Source organism: Candidatus Hydrogenedentota bacterium (assembly GCA_012730045.1).
In the GTDB taxonomy this organism is placed as follows: domain Bacteria; phylum Hydrogenedentota; class Hydrogenedentia; order Hydrogenedentales; family CAITNO01; genus JAAYBR01.
Window position 1 is genome coordinate 1 of sequence record JAAYBR010000123.1, and the last position, 13,976, is coordinate 13,976.

Below are 13,976 nucleotides of genomic sequence, written 5' to 3' on the forward strand. Positions count from 1 at the left end.
CATCTCGTGCCCGCCGTCGCGCTGCTGGCACGAGATTGCTTCACTACGTTCGCAATGACGGGTGGCGGCTCGTCATGGCGAGCGAAGCGCGGCCATCTCGTGCCCACCGTCGCGCTGTTGGCACGAGATTGCTTCACTACGTTCGCAATGACGGGTGGCGGCTCGTCATGGCGAGCGAAGCGCGGCCATCTCGTGCCCGCCGTCGCGCTGCTGGCACGAGATTGCTTCACTACGTTCGCAATGACGGGTGGCGGCTCGTCATGGCGAGCGAAGCGCGGCCATCTCGTGCCCACCGTCGCGCTGCTGGCACGAGATTGCTTCACTTCGTTCGCAATGACGGGTGGCGGCTCGTCATGGCGAGCGAAGCGCGGCCATCTCGTGCCCGCCAACGCCCCAAGTCCGGCGAGTTGGCCTTGCCCGGGGTGGCATCCGGGCCTGGGTTTCAGGCTATCATGGGGACATTGAAGCGTCCGATGCAATCCGCGCGGACCAACGGTTCACCTTGGAGACGAAGCGATGACTTCCCTGCGCCTGCTTGCCCCTGTCTTCCTCCTGGCACTGGGCTTCGCCGGCCTGGGCACCGCCGCCCCGGCGGATCTGGACGCCACGCACGTCGTGGTCTATTGGGAGAAGGGCCGTTTCGGCGGCTGGCCGGCCAACCACGGCATGTGGTGCTGGGGCAACGAGATACTGGTGGGGTTTAGCCGGGGCTGGTACAAGGATCTGGGGCCCAAGCGGCACCATTTTGACCGCGAGAAGCCGGAAGAGCACTGGCTGGCCCGCAGCCTGGACGGCGGCGAAACCTGGGCCCTGGAGCACCCCGCGGAAAAGGGCCAGCTTATCCCATGGGGGGAGTCCCTGCACGGCGTGGAAACTCCGGGTGTCGCCATCCCGGAACTTCAGGACTGCCCCGGCGGCGTTCCGTTCACCCACCCCGATTTCGCCATGACCCTGCGCATGTCGAGCGTGGACGCGGGGGTCTCCCGCTTTTGCTACTCCACCGACCGGGGCCATGAATGGAAGGGCCCTTTCCGGCTGCCGGACTTCGGGTTCAAAGGCACCGCCGCCCGCACGGATTACCTGGTGGACGGGCCGGAGGCCTGCACAGCCCTGTTGACGGCTTCCAAGGCCGACGGCAAGGAGGGGGTCCCCTTCTGCGCGCGGACCACGGACGGCGGAAAGACCTGGGAGATGGTCTCCCGGCTGATGGACGACCCCAAAGGCTACGCCATCATGCCGGCGTCCGTCCGCCTGGGCCCGGAGGAAATCTACACGGTCATCCGTGAGCGGGACGAAACCGGTGCCTGGCTCTCAGCGCACCGCTCGCTGGACAACGGCAAGACCTGGACGCGCGAGAAGAACCCCGTGGACGACTGCGGCGAGGGCAACCCGGGCGACCTGGTGGCGCTGGCCGACGGGCGTCTCTGCCTGACCTACGCCGTGCGGAAGGCCCCTTTCCGCATGTGCGCCAAAGTGAGTGCGGACCGCGGCGCCACCTGGTCGCCGGAATGGGTGCTGCGCGACGACGGGGCGAACCGCGACATCGGCTACAGCCAGAGCGTTGTGCGGCCCGACGGCCGCGTTGTCACGGCCTACTACTTCAACACGGCGGAGATGGGCCCCGAGCGGGGCATCCTGGCGACTCTCTGGACGCCCCCGCCCGCCGAATAGGGCCGGGCGGGGTGTCCCCCTGCGGCCCCCGCGTTGCGTTATAATAACGGCGGCATGGAAAATACTGGAGTTTGCGCATGAGGAACAACGGCGGTTTCACCCTGATCGAGCTGATTCTGGTCACGGTCATTATCGGCATTCTGGCGGGCATGGTGGTGGTCAACTACGGCGGCCGCGTGCGCGACACGCAGATACGCGCCGCCAAGGGCGACATTGCCAGCTACGGCAACGCGATTGACCTGTACGCCCTGGACAACAACGATTCCTACCCGAAGTCCCTGAGCGATCTCGTGGGCGGCAAGCGCAACTACGTCCGCGAAATCCGCAAGGACCCGTGGGGCAACGACTACGTCTACAAGCCGCCGACGGACATTCTGAAGGCGGACTACTCCATTTCTTCCGCCGGCCCGGACGGCGCGCCCGGCAACGATGACGATGTGACGTCCACCTCGCCCCTGCCGTGAGACACCCCGCCCCGGGGGGAACCCGCATGCGCATCCACCACGAACACCGCCGCGCCCCGGACGGGGGGTTCACGCTGCTTGAGCTGATCGTGGTGGTCACGCTCCTCTCCCTGATCTCTGTCGCCGTGGTGCCGGTGTATGTCGCCGCCATGAACGCCACGGCCGTCCGCAACGCCCAGAGCGACCTGCTCGCCACCCTGCGCTTCATCCAGGAGGTGGCCGTGAAGGAGTCCCGGGAGTACCGCCTGTACCTCTCCGAAAAGGACGGCAAGTACTGGGTCATGCGCCTCGCCGGCCTGGAGAACAACGAAAAGCAGTTTGAGCAGGTGGAGGAGGAGTACGGAAAGGAAAAGACCCTCCCGGAGGGCCTGGTCATCACCCGGATCAAGGCGCGCAAGGACGGCAACGCGCACTTCATCGCCTGTCTGCCCAACGGGGCCTCCGACCAGGCCACCATCACCCTGCGGGACGAGAAGCGGCGCGGCCGCGCCACCATCACCATTGAGGTCAGGGGCGTCCTCGGGAAAGTGGGGATCAAGCAATGACCCCGCGCGCGCGCCGAGGCTACATCTTCGTCGAGACGCTGGTCGCCATGGCCATTCTCAGCATCAGCATCCTGGTCATCCAGGACGCGGTGCGCCAGGCGATCCTCACGCGGGCCCAGGCCCGGGACTACACGACCGCCCGCTTTCTCCTGGAGCGGATCCAGGCCCGGCGCATGCTCGTATACGAACAGCCCGAGGGGCAGGGGTCGGGGGTCTTTGAGGCCCCCTTCGAGCGCTTTTCCTACGAATGGAAGGTTCAGCGCATCGAGGTGCCCAAACCCGAACTGCCCCCGGACATGACCCCCGAGGAGATCAAGCGCTTCGAAGACACCTTCAAGGGCTTTCTCGGACAGCTCACGGTCCGCGTGCAATGGAACCGCGCGGGCACGGAGTTTGACGCCACGGCGGAGACCCTCCTCCGCCCCGAACTGGTCTGGGTGCCCCCGCCTCCGGACGAGGTCCCGCTCCAATGAACGCGCGACGGACACAAAAGCGGGGGAGGGCGGGGTTCACCCTGGCCGAGGTGCTGGTGGCCACCATGCTCCTCGCCATCGTGATGACCGCGGTCTACACCCTGTTCAGCTCCGTGATCACCTCGTGGCGCGTGGCGGAGTCCGGGTTCGACGTCCACCAGGAGGCGCGCAACTTCCTCAGCCTCTTCACGCGGGAATGCGGCAACATCACCGCCCGCGCCGCCCACCTGTTCGAGGGGAAGGACGACACCGTCACCTTCTTTGTCGTGTCGGAGCCCATGAATCTGGAGGAGGGGGAGGGGCGCAGGCTCATGCGGGTGGAGTACACCTACAACCGCACGAAGGGGGTGGTGGAGCGGGAAGAGGCCTTCATTGAGGCCCCCCTGCCCAACGTGCCCCCCGAGGACCGCCCCGTGGATCGGGGCCGCGTCAAGACGGGCAAGAAGTTCGAGGCGGACGTGGCGGAGAATGTGACCCGCTTCGGCCTCCGGTACATCTGGATTCCCGCCCCGCCCGAGCGCGATCCCAAACTGCCGCCCGAGCCGCAGGAGCCCATCATCGTGGAGCGGCAGGAGGAGAAATGGGGGCTTCCCCAGGCCATTGAGGTGACCATAGAGACGGCGGACCCGCAAATGAAGGACAGCGAGCCCTACACCCTCCGCGCGCGGATCCCGATCCGCACGGCCAACCAGCGGCGCAGCCGCGAGGACCTGACGAAAATGCTGGGAACGGCGGAATGAACACCGGACACGCGAAGAGGGACGCGGGCTTTGTCCTCGTCTGCGTGCTCTGGGTGATCGCCCTGCTCACGGTGCTCACCCTGGGTTTCGGCCGGCGGGCCACCCTGGACCGCCGGGCCGCCGCCTACACGCTGGACCACACGGTGGCCATGTCCGGCGCCCGCGGCGCGGTGGAGCGGGGCATTCTCGAAGTGGCCAACCGGGGCATCAAAATGCGCCTCCTGCGGCCGGACCAGCGCGGCGGCACCCACCTCGGGGAAGAATGGGCGAATGTCAAGAACCTCTACGAGGAGGGGATCTTCGAGGAAACGGAGGGCTTGGAGGACGACCAGGTCTCCTACATCATCACGGACGAGGACCGGCTCGTAAACGTCAATGCCGCGCCCCGGGAACTCCTGGAGGAGATGGATGCCCTGAGCCGGACCCTTGTGCGCCGTATCATGGCCCGGCGGGAGCGCGAGGAGCGGACAGGGGAGGGGGTCTCCCTCTTTCAGGCGGTGGAGGAGCTGCGCTATCTGCGGGGGCTGGACGACGAGGACTGGTTCGGCGAAAAGGGGGACCCGGGGCTGAAAGACCTGATGACGGTCTGGGGGGACGCGCGGATTAATGTGAACACGGCGCCCCGCGCCGTGCTGGAGGCCCTGCCCCGGGCCCGCAAAGGCGACCTCGACGCGATCATGCAGTACCGCGCGGGGCCGGACGGCCAATCGAACACCCCGGACGACCAGGGATTCCGCGACATGGATGACCTGTCCCAAAAGACAGGGGTCCAGGGCGTTACAAGAGAGGCGTTGGACAAGTATTGCAAGTGCGACTCCATGTACTTTAAGATTACGGGGTTCGCCACCCGCCGCAAGGGGCGGATTCGCGCCGTGTGTTCGGCGGTCGTGGCCATATCCGACGGCATGCCCCTCATTCTCGACTGGCAGGAGAAAACGCTTGGCTCGTAAGCCGGAAACACTCTGCATTCTCCAGGCGGGCGCCGCCGGCGCCGCCTGGTGGCGCTTCGAGCTTACCCCGTCCGGAGCCACTCCGCTGTCCTCTGGAACCCTCCGGGGGGAGTTCCAAGAGGATGAGGCGCTCGCGGCCGCCCTGAAGTCCCTCGCGGACGAGCAGGGACTCCGTGGTGACCGGCTGCTTTCCGTCCTTCCCCGGCACGACCTGACCACCCGCATCCTCACCCTGCCCACCCACGACAGCGCCGAAATCGCCAGCATGCTCCGCTTCAGCGCGGAGGAGTTTGTGCCGTTCAGCGCGGGGGAGCTGATCATTGACCACGCGGTCCTCCGCGGCATGCCCTCGGGAGAGTCGGTGGTCTTCGCCGTCCTCGCGCACCAGGACATCGTGAACCGCCATCTGGCCCTCCTGGCTGCGGCCGGTCTGGAACCGGAGCAGATACTCCTGAGCACGGCCTGTCTCGTCAGCGCCGCCGCGGCGCGGGGCGTGTCCGGAACAAATCGCTACGCCGTCGTCTACCTTGTCCCCGGCGGCCTCGAAATCGCCGTGCTGGACCGGGAGCGGCTGGTGTACAGCCGGGGCACCCAGTCCGCCCAGGACTGGGAAGCCCTCGCCCGGAATCCCGAGGCGGTGGAGGGTGGGGGACTTCTCGCCGAGAGCGGCGCGGAGGAGCTTGCCGCTGAAATCCGCGGCACCCTCTCCGCCTACCGCCGGGAGTCCGAGGACGGCGAGGGCGTGGAGGTGGTGTTCTTTGCCGCCAACGGCGGAGACCTTTCCCCGCTGTGCGCCGCCGTCGGCGGGGCGCTGGGCCGCGAATGCCTTCCCTTTCCCCCCGTTGCGGGGGACAGGGGGGATGCCGTCCTGCTGGCGGAGGGGGCCTGCCTCACGGCGCGCGGCCTCGCCCCGGTCGTCATCAGCCTGCTGCCGGAGCGTCTGGTGGAAAAGCGCAAGGCCCTCGGGGCGCGGCGCTTGGCGCTCCATGTGGCGGTGTTCGCCGGCCTCGTCCTTCTCGGCCTGGGCCTGCTCCAATGGCAGGCCTTCTCCCAGCGCGGAAAGGTGCTGGGGGAGTTCCGGTCCAAGCTCATGCAGATGGCCCCCAACGCCGAGGGCATCCGGGAAAAACGGGAACAGCTGGGCATCCTCCGCCGCCAGGTGGACCACAAGGGCTCCATCATCGAGCAGCTGGCCACGGTGGTGGACGCCGTGCCGGCGGACCGGGCAAACATTACCCGGATCAACCTGGACCGGCAGGCCGGCATCAGCCTGTGGGGCCGCGCGAAGTCGGTGAATGATGTGGCCGAATTCGCCCAGAGCCTCCGGAACAAGGCGGCGGCGGAGGCCCTGGCCTTCTTCTCCCACGCCCACAGCCTCTACGAGCAGCAGGTGGACGAGCGGGGGCAGCAGGTCTTCTCCTACCAGATTGAGGTGCCCCTGACCGACGACAAGGAGGAGGAGGATGGCGGTCTTTGAGAAAATAAGCGCCCTGTGGGCGGGACTTTCCCCGCGCGAGCGGCGGCTGGCCGTGGCCACCGCCGCCGCGTTGTTCCTCTTTGTCGCCTGGACCGCTGTCCAGTCCTCCCTCCAGCGCCTGACCGCCCTGGAGACGGAGATCAGCCAGGTGCAGGAGGAGATTGTCAACTCGGCCAACCAGATCGCCCACAAGGAGACGGTGGACGCCCTGTATGGAAAGGTGGCCTCCCAGCACTCCAGCGCGTGGACGGAGGCCGAAATCCGCGACCGCCTGCGCCAGGAGGTTTACCGCCTCTCCCGTCAGGACCCCCAGGGACTGGACGAGAACGGCATTCCGCTGAACGTTCCCAATGTGTCCGGCAACCTCGTGGAAATCCCCTCGCTGGGCGAGGGCGTGATGGCGGAGGGAGGGGAGGGCTACCGGCAGTACATGCTCAACCTTCGCATCCCCTCCGTGGACATCAACGCCCTGGTGGCCTTTCTGGAGCGCCTCCAGCTCAGCCCCCAGTCCCTGCGCATTGACAAGCTGGAGATCAACCGCAACCCGGACTCTTCCCTCGTGACGGCCAGCATTGACATCACCCGCACCATTGTGGACCTGGCCCGCACGGCGGCGGATGCGGACGCGACGGCGCAGGACGGGGCGCCCGCGGAGGGCAGGATTCTTCTGGCGGCCTCGGAATGGACGGGCGACGGATGCGCGGTGAACGCCCTGGACGCCGAAACCGGGACCGCCGTCGAAGTTGTCGCCGAGAGGGAGGGGGCCTTTGCCGAGATGATCCGGCGCGTGCCCGCAGGCGCCGTGTATGAGATGAGCATAGACCTCAGCGCGCGCGGCGGCGGCGCCCGCCTGGCTGTGGGTCTCCCCGGTGTTCCGGAGGTGTTTCCCGATCCCCAGGCCCTCAAGGGCGACGGCGGCATCGTCCGCTATCAGGTGCGTTTCACGGCGCCCGAAGGCGCCGGGGAAACGGCCCTGGCCTGTCCCAGGCTCCTGCTGGACGCGGCGGACGCCGTGGTGACCGTCCATTCGCTCGTGCTGCGAAAGGTGCCGGAGTGAACAAGACACGCATAGTCAACCTCGTTGGCGGCGGCATCGCCGGCCTGTTGGGCGCGGCGGTGCTGCTCAACGCCGTGCAAAACCCCATGACGGGACGGCGGGAATCCCTGCGGCTGGCATTGGCCGACGTCAGGGCGGGCGACACGGATGTCGAGTCCCAGACGTGGGACTTCGACCTGTGGAACGGAATCATCACGGGACGGGCCTACGTCTGGACCGAACTGGTCCCCCCGCCGCCCCCGCCGCCCCCGCCGCCCCCCCCGCCGCCGGAGAAGCCGGACCTGCAGAAGATGCTGGAAGGCGTCCGCGCCACCCGCCAGCAGGTGGGGCAGAAGGTGAAAATCTTCGCGCCCCAGATCCCCAAGGGCGTCTTCGTGGCCGTGGGGGACGATGTGAACGGTCTCAAGGTGAAGGCCATCGAGAAGACGGGCGTTACCCTGAGCTTCCTCTGGAAGGAGAAACAGGAGGAATTGACCATCACCCTTCCCCGGGAATAGGTGACGGACGCTTGGACCCCCGCCGCAGGAAGGCGGTTTTGCACTATAATGGCCGGCAGCACCCGGAAACAGGAGGAAACGCCCGCGCGGCCTGACCTTCGCTGGTTTCCGACACGGGAGAGCGCCTGATGACGTTAAAGGCTGTACACGGTTTTCGGTTCCTGGTCTGCATGGCCTTTCTGGCCGGACTCTGCTGGCCAGGTTCCGCACAGAGCCAGTCCCCCACCTCCCCCATGACCGGCGTTTCCGGCGGCGGCACCATGACGGGCGGATCCACGGACAGCACCGCGTCGGGACGGCGGCGGGGCACGTCCCTTTTCGACAGAGACTCCGGTGCCACCGGGACCTCCTCCGGCCGAAGCCAGGACGGGTTGAGTTCCTCCCAGCCGTCGGCCAGCGGCTTGGGCACCGAGGGAAAAGAGGGGGAAAGCCGCTTGGGGAAACGCGGGCGCGGCAGGGACGACGCGAAAGGTGATGACGCGTCCGGTACCACGCCCCCCGGTCCCCGCGACGGGGAGGCGGCGGCCAAGGCCGCCGCAGACACCGGCGCCGGCCAGGAGGCGGCGACCGAGCCCGCAGGCGGTGGCGGGCCGCAGACTATCGGCGGGGGGGGCGGCACAGGCACGGGCACAGGCACAGGTGGTGCGGGGGGAGGAACGAACTTCACGAAGGGCACCCCGGGCACCGTGTCGGTCGCCGGGGGGGACGGCGCGTTTGAACCCCTGCTGGACCGGGACGTTGAGTACGGCGAGGTTCCGGACGAGGGGGAGGCCCTCACCCTGGAGGGGCCGATGCCCCTCGGGGAGTTCCTCGCGGCCATCAACATGTCCACCAACTGGAACATCATCACCGCGCCGGAAATCCAGGATGTCAACCTCAAGTTCTGGATCACGGAAACCAAGCCCAAGACGGCGCTGCAGATCCTGAAGTTCTACAAGATTTACTACGAGTGGGACACGGAGAGCGAGTGCCTCCGGGTCATGAGCGAGGAGGACCACCTCAAGCGCGAGTACGGCAAGCGGAAACCCCACGAGTTCAGGGTGAAGGAGGTGGAGATCGCCTTCGCCGAGGCCATGGTCACCTCGCTGCTCTCCGCCACCGGCCGCGCCGTCACCGACCAGCGCACGGGCATCATCTATGTCTGGGACACGGAGGACAACATCAAGGAGATGGACCGCATCATGACGGAGGTGGACGTGCCCCTCGAGCATTCCGAGTTCCGGGTGCAGCACGCCGACGTCCCGGACATCGAGGCGGCCCTCACCAACCTGCTCACACCCAGCGGCAACCTGCTCTCGGACGTGAGGACGGGCCAGATTTTCGTGTGGGACACGCCCGCCGCCCTCCAGCAGATGCGCATGGCCGTGGAGAAGCTGGACCTCCCCGTCGAGTCGCGCACCTTCGAGCTGGAACACGTGAATGTCGAGGACGTGACGGACGTGCTGGAGGGGCTCCTGAGCGAGCGGGGAACCATCCAGGTGGACCCCCGGTACAACACCCTCATCGCCTCCGATCTGCCGTCCCGCCTGGACAAGGTGAAGGAGACGCTGGACCTGCTGGACCGGAAGCTTGAGACCCGCACCTGGATCATCAAGTATGCGGACATTGAGTTTGTCGCCGACCAGATTGAGGCGTACATCCCCGGCGACATGGGCAGCATCGTCGTGAACGACCTCGTCCACCAGATCACCGTCACCGGCCTGCCGTCCCGTCTGGACGAGATTGACAGGCTCATCCAGACCTGGGACATCAAGCGCGCGCAGGTGCTCATTGAGGCTTTCATCGTGGAGGTCACCGACGAGGTTGAGCGGGCCTTCAGCGTGAACTGGTCCTACTTCGGCAACGCGGGCACCTCGCCCATCTCCGTGTTCGGCGGAAAGGGCGTGACCGATCTGGCCACCGAGGGCAAGGGCTCCGGCGAGCTCATGCAGGTGGGGCAGCTGCCCTACGCCGTTCCGGCCTACGGCGAGCTTCAGGCGGACAGCAGCGGCAACATCACCCGCCCCCTCCTCACGGACATCCAGGGCAACCAGATCATAGACCGCTTCGCGGGCAACAAGCTGGCCGTCACCCTCGACTACCTCGACAAGCAGAACAAGGCCACCATCCTCGCGTCGCCCAGGGTCACCGTGCAGGACGGCGAGGAGGCCACCTTCGAGAACGCCACCCGGGTGCCCTATGTGTCCGCGAGCACCTACTATGGCGGGGGCTACGGCGGCTATTACGGAAACAACAATAACAACAACAACGGGACCACGAACCCCTACAACGGCTACGGGTACGGCGGCGGCATGAACAACACCAACCGGGTCGAGTTCGTGGACGTGGGCACCATCCTCACGGTCTTCCCGCTCATCTCGGAGGACAAGACCATTCTGCTGGACATCAGCGCCGAGGACAGCACCTACACGGACAAGGACGTGACGGTCAACGACCAGAAGTCCACCATTCCCGAGAAGACCGCGCGCCGTGCCGACACCCAGGTCCGGGTGCGGACAGGGGAAACCATTGTCCTTGGCGGGCTGCGCCGGGACCGGTCCAGCCGCTCCACGACCAGAACCCCCTTCCTCGGCGACCTCCCCATCGTCGGTGCTTTGTTCCGCAACCCGCAGCGCAAGTCGTCCAACAACTCCCTGCTGATCTTCATCACCACCACGGTTGTGGACGAGAACACCTCGCCCGAGGCCTCCGAACTCGCCGCGGCGGAGGCGGAGATGAACCGGGAAACCCGCTACAACAAGAAGGACTTCTGGGGGCGGCTGCGGCACCGCGTCGCGGGCAGCGGCGAGGAAAGTGTCTCCATCGGGCGGGAGGGCACCGTCTACTCGGCCACAAAGCGGATGACGCTGGACGAGCTCAAGGAACATTTCGCCGCCCTTCCGGCGGACAGGAACGTTGTTGTCCGGCGGCATCCCGCCGCCCCGGCCATTGTGGTGAACAGCGTGGTGGAGGCCGCCCGGGAGGCCAACCTGACCGTTGAACTGGCCCAGGGGCCCACCCCCATCGTGCCCACGCTTCGGGACGCGCCCGAGTCCGAGTCCGCGCCCGCTGCCCCGGAACTCGTGCCCGTCACCCCCGTGGAGGCGGCGGCCGCACCTGTTGAATAGAGGGGCCGAGAAGGCCCCGCATGAGCGCATAAAACAGCCGCCCCGGATGAACGCATCCGGGGCGGCTGGATCGTTACCGCGCTGCGGGGCCGGGCTCAGGAAATGGCGCCGGTCGCCTTGCGGACTCCGCGGGGGGCCTTCGTGAACTTGCCGGCCTTGATGTACCGGGCGCAAACCTTCACCCGGCGGATCGTGCCGTTCTCGTCCACAATCCGCACCACCTGAAGGTTCGGTTTCCAGCGGCGCTTGGTGATGCCGGTCACGTTCTGACCGATACCGCCCTCGCGCTTCGCCTTGCCCCGGCGCACCACCCGGTGACCGACAGTGGGACGCTTTCCGCTGTATTGGCATACTCTGGCCATGATGATCTCCTGAATTCAACGTTGGGTTTCGTGGCCGGCAGAATGATATAATCCGACCGGAATGCCGTTGATAATAGCAAAACTCCGGACTTGATGCAAGTTCCCCGCCTCCTGAAGGGAACGCCGGAACGCGACCGGCACGCCGAACGCAAGGAGCGCGCCCCTGTTGTCCCTTCTCCCGAAGACAGTCTGGTTGTGGATGCTTCCGGTGCTTGCCCTCGCCGGCTGCGCCCGCCTGGGCGAGCCCCTGAACCACGAGCTGCTCCCCCCGGACGCCCCCACGGTGGGCGATATCCTCGCCAGCCTGGCCGAGAATGAGGCGGGAATCGCCTCGTTCCGCGCCACCGGCACCGTTGTCTTGCAGTCCCCCGAGCTGGAATCCACCCAGATTTCCCGGGAAAGCACCATTCTCTACCGGAATCCCCTGGACCTCCACGTCATCGGCCGCAAATACGGCACCCGCTTCGTGGAACTCACCTGTTCCGGGGAGGCATTCCTGATCCAGTTTCCCACGGAAAGGCAGTTTTACTACCGGCCCGCCGGAGAGCGGTTTCAGACCGTCTCCACCTCCGAAATGGCCCGCGAAATGTTCCAACCCGAGGCCTGGGGGCACGTTTCCCCCGCCCGTGTCCGCGTGCTGGCCTATGACGCCGCCGCCCAAACCGTGGACCTGGTCATTCTGGACCGGCGCGGCGGCGCGCCGCGGCGCTGGCTTCGCCTGCAGGGCAGCCCCTGGGTAGTTCTAGAAAACCACCTCCTGGACCCCGACGGCCGGGAGCTCGCGGTTACGGTCAAGTCGGAATACTACGTCAAGGACGGGATACGCTTTCCCGGCCGGGTCGAGTCCGCCTTTCCCGGAGAAAACGCCCGAATGAGCTTCGCCCTCCGGAAAATGGACTTGAATCCCCCCGTCGAGGGGCAGCTGTTCGATCTCAAGCGGCAGGCCCATGACCTGGAACGGCGGGGCTTTGAGCAGGTTGAGACGCTCCGAAACAGCGGCGGGGGAGGGGAGGGGGGCTTCACGGAGGCCGGGCAAGAGGCCGCATTTGATGCGGAATCCGGAATGGGTCCCGGGAGCGGCCTGCCGGCAGCGTTGGGGAATGAGGCACCATGACAACGTCCCCCCCGGAATTGCCCTTCCTTTCGGGTCTCTTCCCCGAAGAGATCGCGGAACGGTACCAGCTTCGTCCGTACCAGGGGCGCCAGATATTCCAATGGATTCACCGCAAAGGCGCGTCTTCTTTTGAGAAGATGACCAATCTTCCCAAAGAACTGCGCGAACGGCTGTCCAAGGAAACCCTGTTTCCCGCCACAAAGGTGTCCAAAATCCAGGGATCCAGCGCATCGGGAACGAGAAAGGCCCTCCTGCTCCTTGCGGACAACGAGTGCATTGAATCCGTGCTGATTCCGGACCGAAACCGGTACACAGTGTGCGTCTCGTCCCAAGTGGGCTGCCCGTTAAAATGCGCCTTCTGCGCCACCGGTCTCTCCGGATACAGAAGAAACCTGAACGCCGCTGAAATTGTGGAACAGGTTGTTCATTTGCGGGCGGCGGGGGAACTGCCGGAATCGGCGGTGTGCAACATTGTCTATATGGGCATGGGGGAGCCTTTCTACAATTATGACGAGGTGCGAAAAAGCATTCGGATTCTCATGCACCCCGAGGGGCTGGGGACGGGGGCCCGCCACATCACCGTGTCCACCGCCGGGGACGTCAAGGGGATCGAACGCTTCGCCGCCGAGGAGTGGCAGGTGCGCCTGAGCGTCTCCCTGCACGCGGCCCAGGAGGAGAAACGCTCCCAGTTGGTGCCCCTCAACCGCAAGTTCGGCCTCCAGCGCCTCCATGCCGCCCTCCGGGAATACAACCAGCACACCGGACGGAAGTTCACCCTGGAGTGGACGCTCCTGGACGGCGTGAATGACACGGAAGACGATGCGCGGGACTTGGTGCGGTTCACCAGGGGCCTCGATGCCAGTGTCAACCTCATTCCCTGGAACCCCGTGGCCGGACTGCCATACCGGCCCAGCCCCCCGGCCGCCTGTGAGGCCTTCCAGGCGCAACTGACCCGCTCGGGGGTCCGGGCAACACTCCGAAGGGAGAAGGGCAGGGACATAGACGCGGCCTGTGGCCAGCTCCGGCGCTCGGAGAACGGAGACGGTGTTCCGCCGGAACCCTCCGACATCGGCCGAGGCGAAGCCTGATATTATCGGACACAAAACACCTCTAGCCGACTGTGCTCTAAAATAGAGCCGTACCCCCTGTCGGCGTCAAGAAGAGGGGAGGGGGGCTGTCGGCACTAGGCGCCTCCATACCCCGTCGCGTCCCCGTTACCCCTGTTTCACCCCCCATTTTCCGTGCCGCTTCATTTGCCAACACCACATAAAAACCACTGAAAAGCAACCCGTTGCGGCGATTCTAAAGGTTCATATGAGAGATATAAAGTATTTTTTGATAAGGAGTTGAAACATAGAGTGTGCAAGTCTGCATGAGGTCATTATATGTCCATGGTTCCCAGGGAACCCAAGGTGTGCGGCGGTATCTCTGGCGTACACGTTCTCCAGGCGTTTTCCGCAACACCACCATGCCCCCGGCCCCGGCGCACGCTCCAAAACAAAACGCGCCCATAACAAAC

At 66.0% G+C, this 13,976-nt stretch carries 13 protein-coding genes; 12 read left to right on the plus strand and 1 reads right to left on the minus strand.

The genetic code is table 11. The features are described from left to right. Positions 1-516 precede the first annotated feature (516 nt). The 10 genes from GXY15_13545 to GXY15_13590 all read left to right on the plus strand — a co-directional run bounded on the left by GXY15_13545 (position 517) and on the right by GXY15_13590 (position 10,981). Positions 517-1,671, plus strand: coding sequence for a hypothetical protein (locus tag GXY15_13545; GenBank protein NLV42231.1), 1,155 nt, complete (start codon positions 517-519; stop codon positions 1,669-1,671). A 77-nt stretch (positions 1,672-1,748) separates the two neighbouring features. Then, a complete protein-coding gene (locus tag GXY15_13550) occupies positions 1,749-2,135 on the plus strand; it encodes a prepilin-type N-terminal cleavage/methylation domain-containing protein (GenBank protein ID NLV42232.1) in 387 nt (128 codons plus the stop codon). A 26-nt stretch (positions 2,136-2,161) separates the two neighbouring features. Then, on the plus strand, positions 2,162-2,680 hold the full coding sequence (locus tag GXY15_13555) for a type II secretion system protein (GenBank protein ID NLV42233.1): 519 nt from the start codon (positions 2,162-2,164) through the stop codon (positions 2,678-2,680). Beyond that, entirely contained in the window at positions 2,677-3,153 is a 477-nt protein-coding gene (locus GXY15_13560) for a type II secretion system protein (GenBank protein ID NLV42234.1), read from the plus strand. Before GXY15_13555 ends, GXY15_13560 begins: the two co-directional genes overlap by 4 nt. After that, positions 3,150-3,893 (plus strand): prepilin-type N-terminal cleavage/methylation domain-containing protein, encoded by a 744-nt coding sequence (locus GXY15_13565; protein ID NLV42235.1) that lies wholly within the window; start codon positions 3,150-3,152, stop codon positions 3,891-3,893. Before GXY15_13560 ends, GXY15_13565 begins: the two co-directional genes overlap by 4 nt. Continuing rightward, on the plus strand, positions 3,890-4,843 hold the full coding sequence (locus GXY15_13570; protein NLV42236.1) for a general secretion pathway protein GspK: 954 nt from the start codon (positions 3,890-3,892) through the stop codon (positions 4,841-4,843). The genes GXY15_13565 and GXY15_13570 overlap by 4 nt, the downstream gene beginning before the upstream one ends. Then, positions 4,833-6,320, plus strand: a complete 1,488-nt coding sequence (locus GXY15_13575; protein ID NLV42237.1) for a pilus assembly protein PilM — start codon at positions 4,833-4,835, stop codon at positions 6,318-6,320. Before GXY15_13570 ends, GXY15_13575 begins: the two co-directional genes overlap by 11 nt. After that, positions 6,307-7,377: a type II secretion system protein M gene (locus GXY15_13580; GenBank protein NLV42238.1), complete on the plus strand. Its 1,071-nt coding sequence runs from the start codon at positions 6,307-6,309 to the stop codon at positions 7,375-7,377. Before GXY15_13575 ends, GXY15_13580 begins: the two co-directional genes overlap by 14 nt. Further along, complete coding sequence (locus GXY15_13585) at positions 7,374-7,874, plus strand: hypothetical protein (GenBank protein ID NLV42239.1); 501 nt, start codon at positions 7,374-7,376, stop codon at positions 7,872-7,874. The genes GXY15_13580 and GXY15_13585 overlap by 4 nt, the downstream gene beginning before the upstream one ends. A gap of 128 nt (positions 7,875-8,002) precedes the next feature. Continuing rightward, the gene (locus GXY15_13590; protein ID NLV42240.1) at positions 8,003-10,981 is read left to right on the plus strand and encodes a hypothetical protein; all 2,979 of its coding nucleotides are present in this window, start codon (positions 8,003-8,005) and stop codon (positions 10,979-10,981) included. Positions 10,982-11,076: 95 nt separating this feature from the next. Here GXY15_13590 and rpmB read toward each other — a convergent pair whose 3' ends face one another. Further along, on the minus strand, positions 11,077-11,343 hold the full coding sequence (gene rpmB / locus GXY15_13595) for a 50S ribosomal protein L28 (GenBank protein NLV42241.1): 267 nt from the start codon (positions 11,341-11,343) through the stop codon (positions 11,077-11,079). 166 nt (positions 11,344-11,509) lie between these two features. Between rpmB and GXY15_13600 the strand changes: the two genes are divergently transcribed. After that, positions 11,510-12,457, plus strand: a complete 948-nt coding sequence (locus GXY15_13600; GenBank protein ID NLV42242.1) for a hypothetical protein — start codon at positions 11,510-11,512, stop codon at positions 12,455-12,457. Beyond that, positions 12,454-13,545 carry a 23S rRNA (adenine(2503)-C(2))-methyltransferase RlmN gene (gene rlmN, locus GXY15_13605; protein ID NLV42243.1) on the plus strand — a complete coding sequence of 364 codons (1,092 nt, stop codon included), beginning with the start codon at positions 12,454-12,456 and terminating at the stop codon, positions 13,543-13,545. Before GXY15_13600 ends, rlmN begins: the two co-directional genes overlap by 4 nt. Positions 13,546-13,976 lie beyond the last annotated feature (431 nt).

Excerpts from the sequence above, each read along its gene's own strand:
- GXY15_13545 (NLV42231.1), top strand. The coding sequence starts at position 517 with ATGACTTCCCTGCGCCTGCTTGCCCCTGTCTTCCTCCTGGCACTGGGC.
- GXY15_13555 (NLV42233.1), top strand. The coding sequence starts at position 2,162 with ATGCGCATCCACCACGAACACCGCCGCGCCCCGGACGGGGGGTTCACG.
- GXY15_13565 (NLV42235.1), top strand. The coding sequence starts at position 3,150 with ATGAACGCGCGACGGACACAAAAGCGGGGGAGGGCGGGGTTCACCCTG.
- GXY15_13580 (NLV42238.1), top strand. The coding sequence starts at position 6,307 with ATGGCGGTCTTTGAGAAAATAAGCGCCCTGTGGGCGGGACTTTCCCCG.
- GXY15_13570 (NLV42236.1), top strand. The coding sequence starts at position 3,890 with ATGAACACCGGACACGCGAAGAGGGACGCGGGCTTTGTCCTCGTCTGC.
- GXY15_13550 (NLV42232.1), top strand. The coding sequence starts at position 1,749 with ATGAGGAACAACGGCGGTTTCACCCTGATCGAGCTGATTCTGGTCACG.
- GXY15_13590 (NLV42240.1), top strand. The coding sequence starts at position 8,003 with ATGACGTTAAAGGCTGTACACGGTTTTCGGTTCCTGGTCTGCATGGCC.
- rlmN (NLV42243.1), top strand. The coding sequence starts at position 12,454 with ATGACAACGTCCCCCCCGGAATTGCCCTTCCTTTCGGGTCTCTTCCCC.
- GXY15_13560 (NLV42234.1), top strand. The coding sequence starts at position 2,677 with ATGACCCCGCGCGCGCGCCGAGGCTACATCTTCGTCGAGACGCTGGTC.
- rpmB (NLV42241.1), bottom strand. The coding sequence starts at position 11,343 with ATGGCCAGAGTATGCCAATACAGCGGAAAGCGTCCCACTGTCGGTCAC.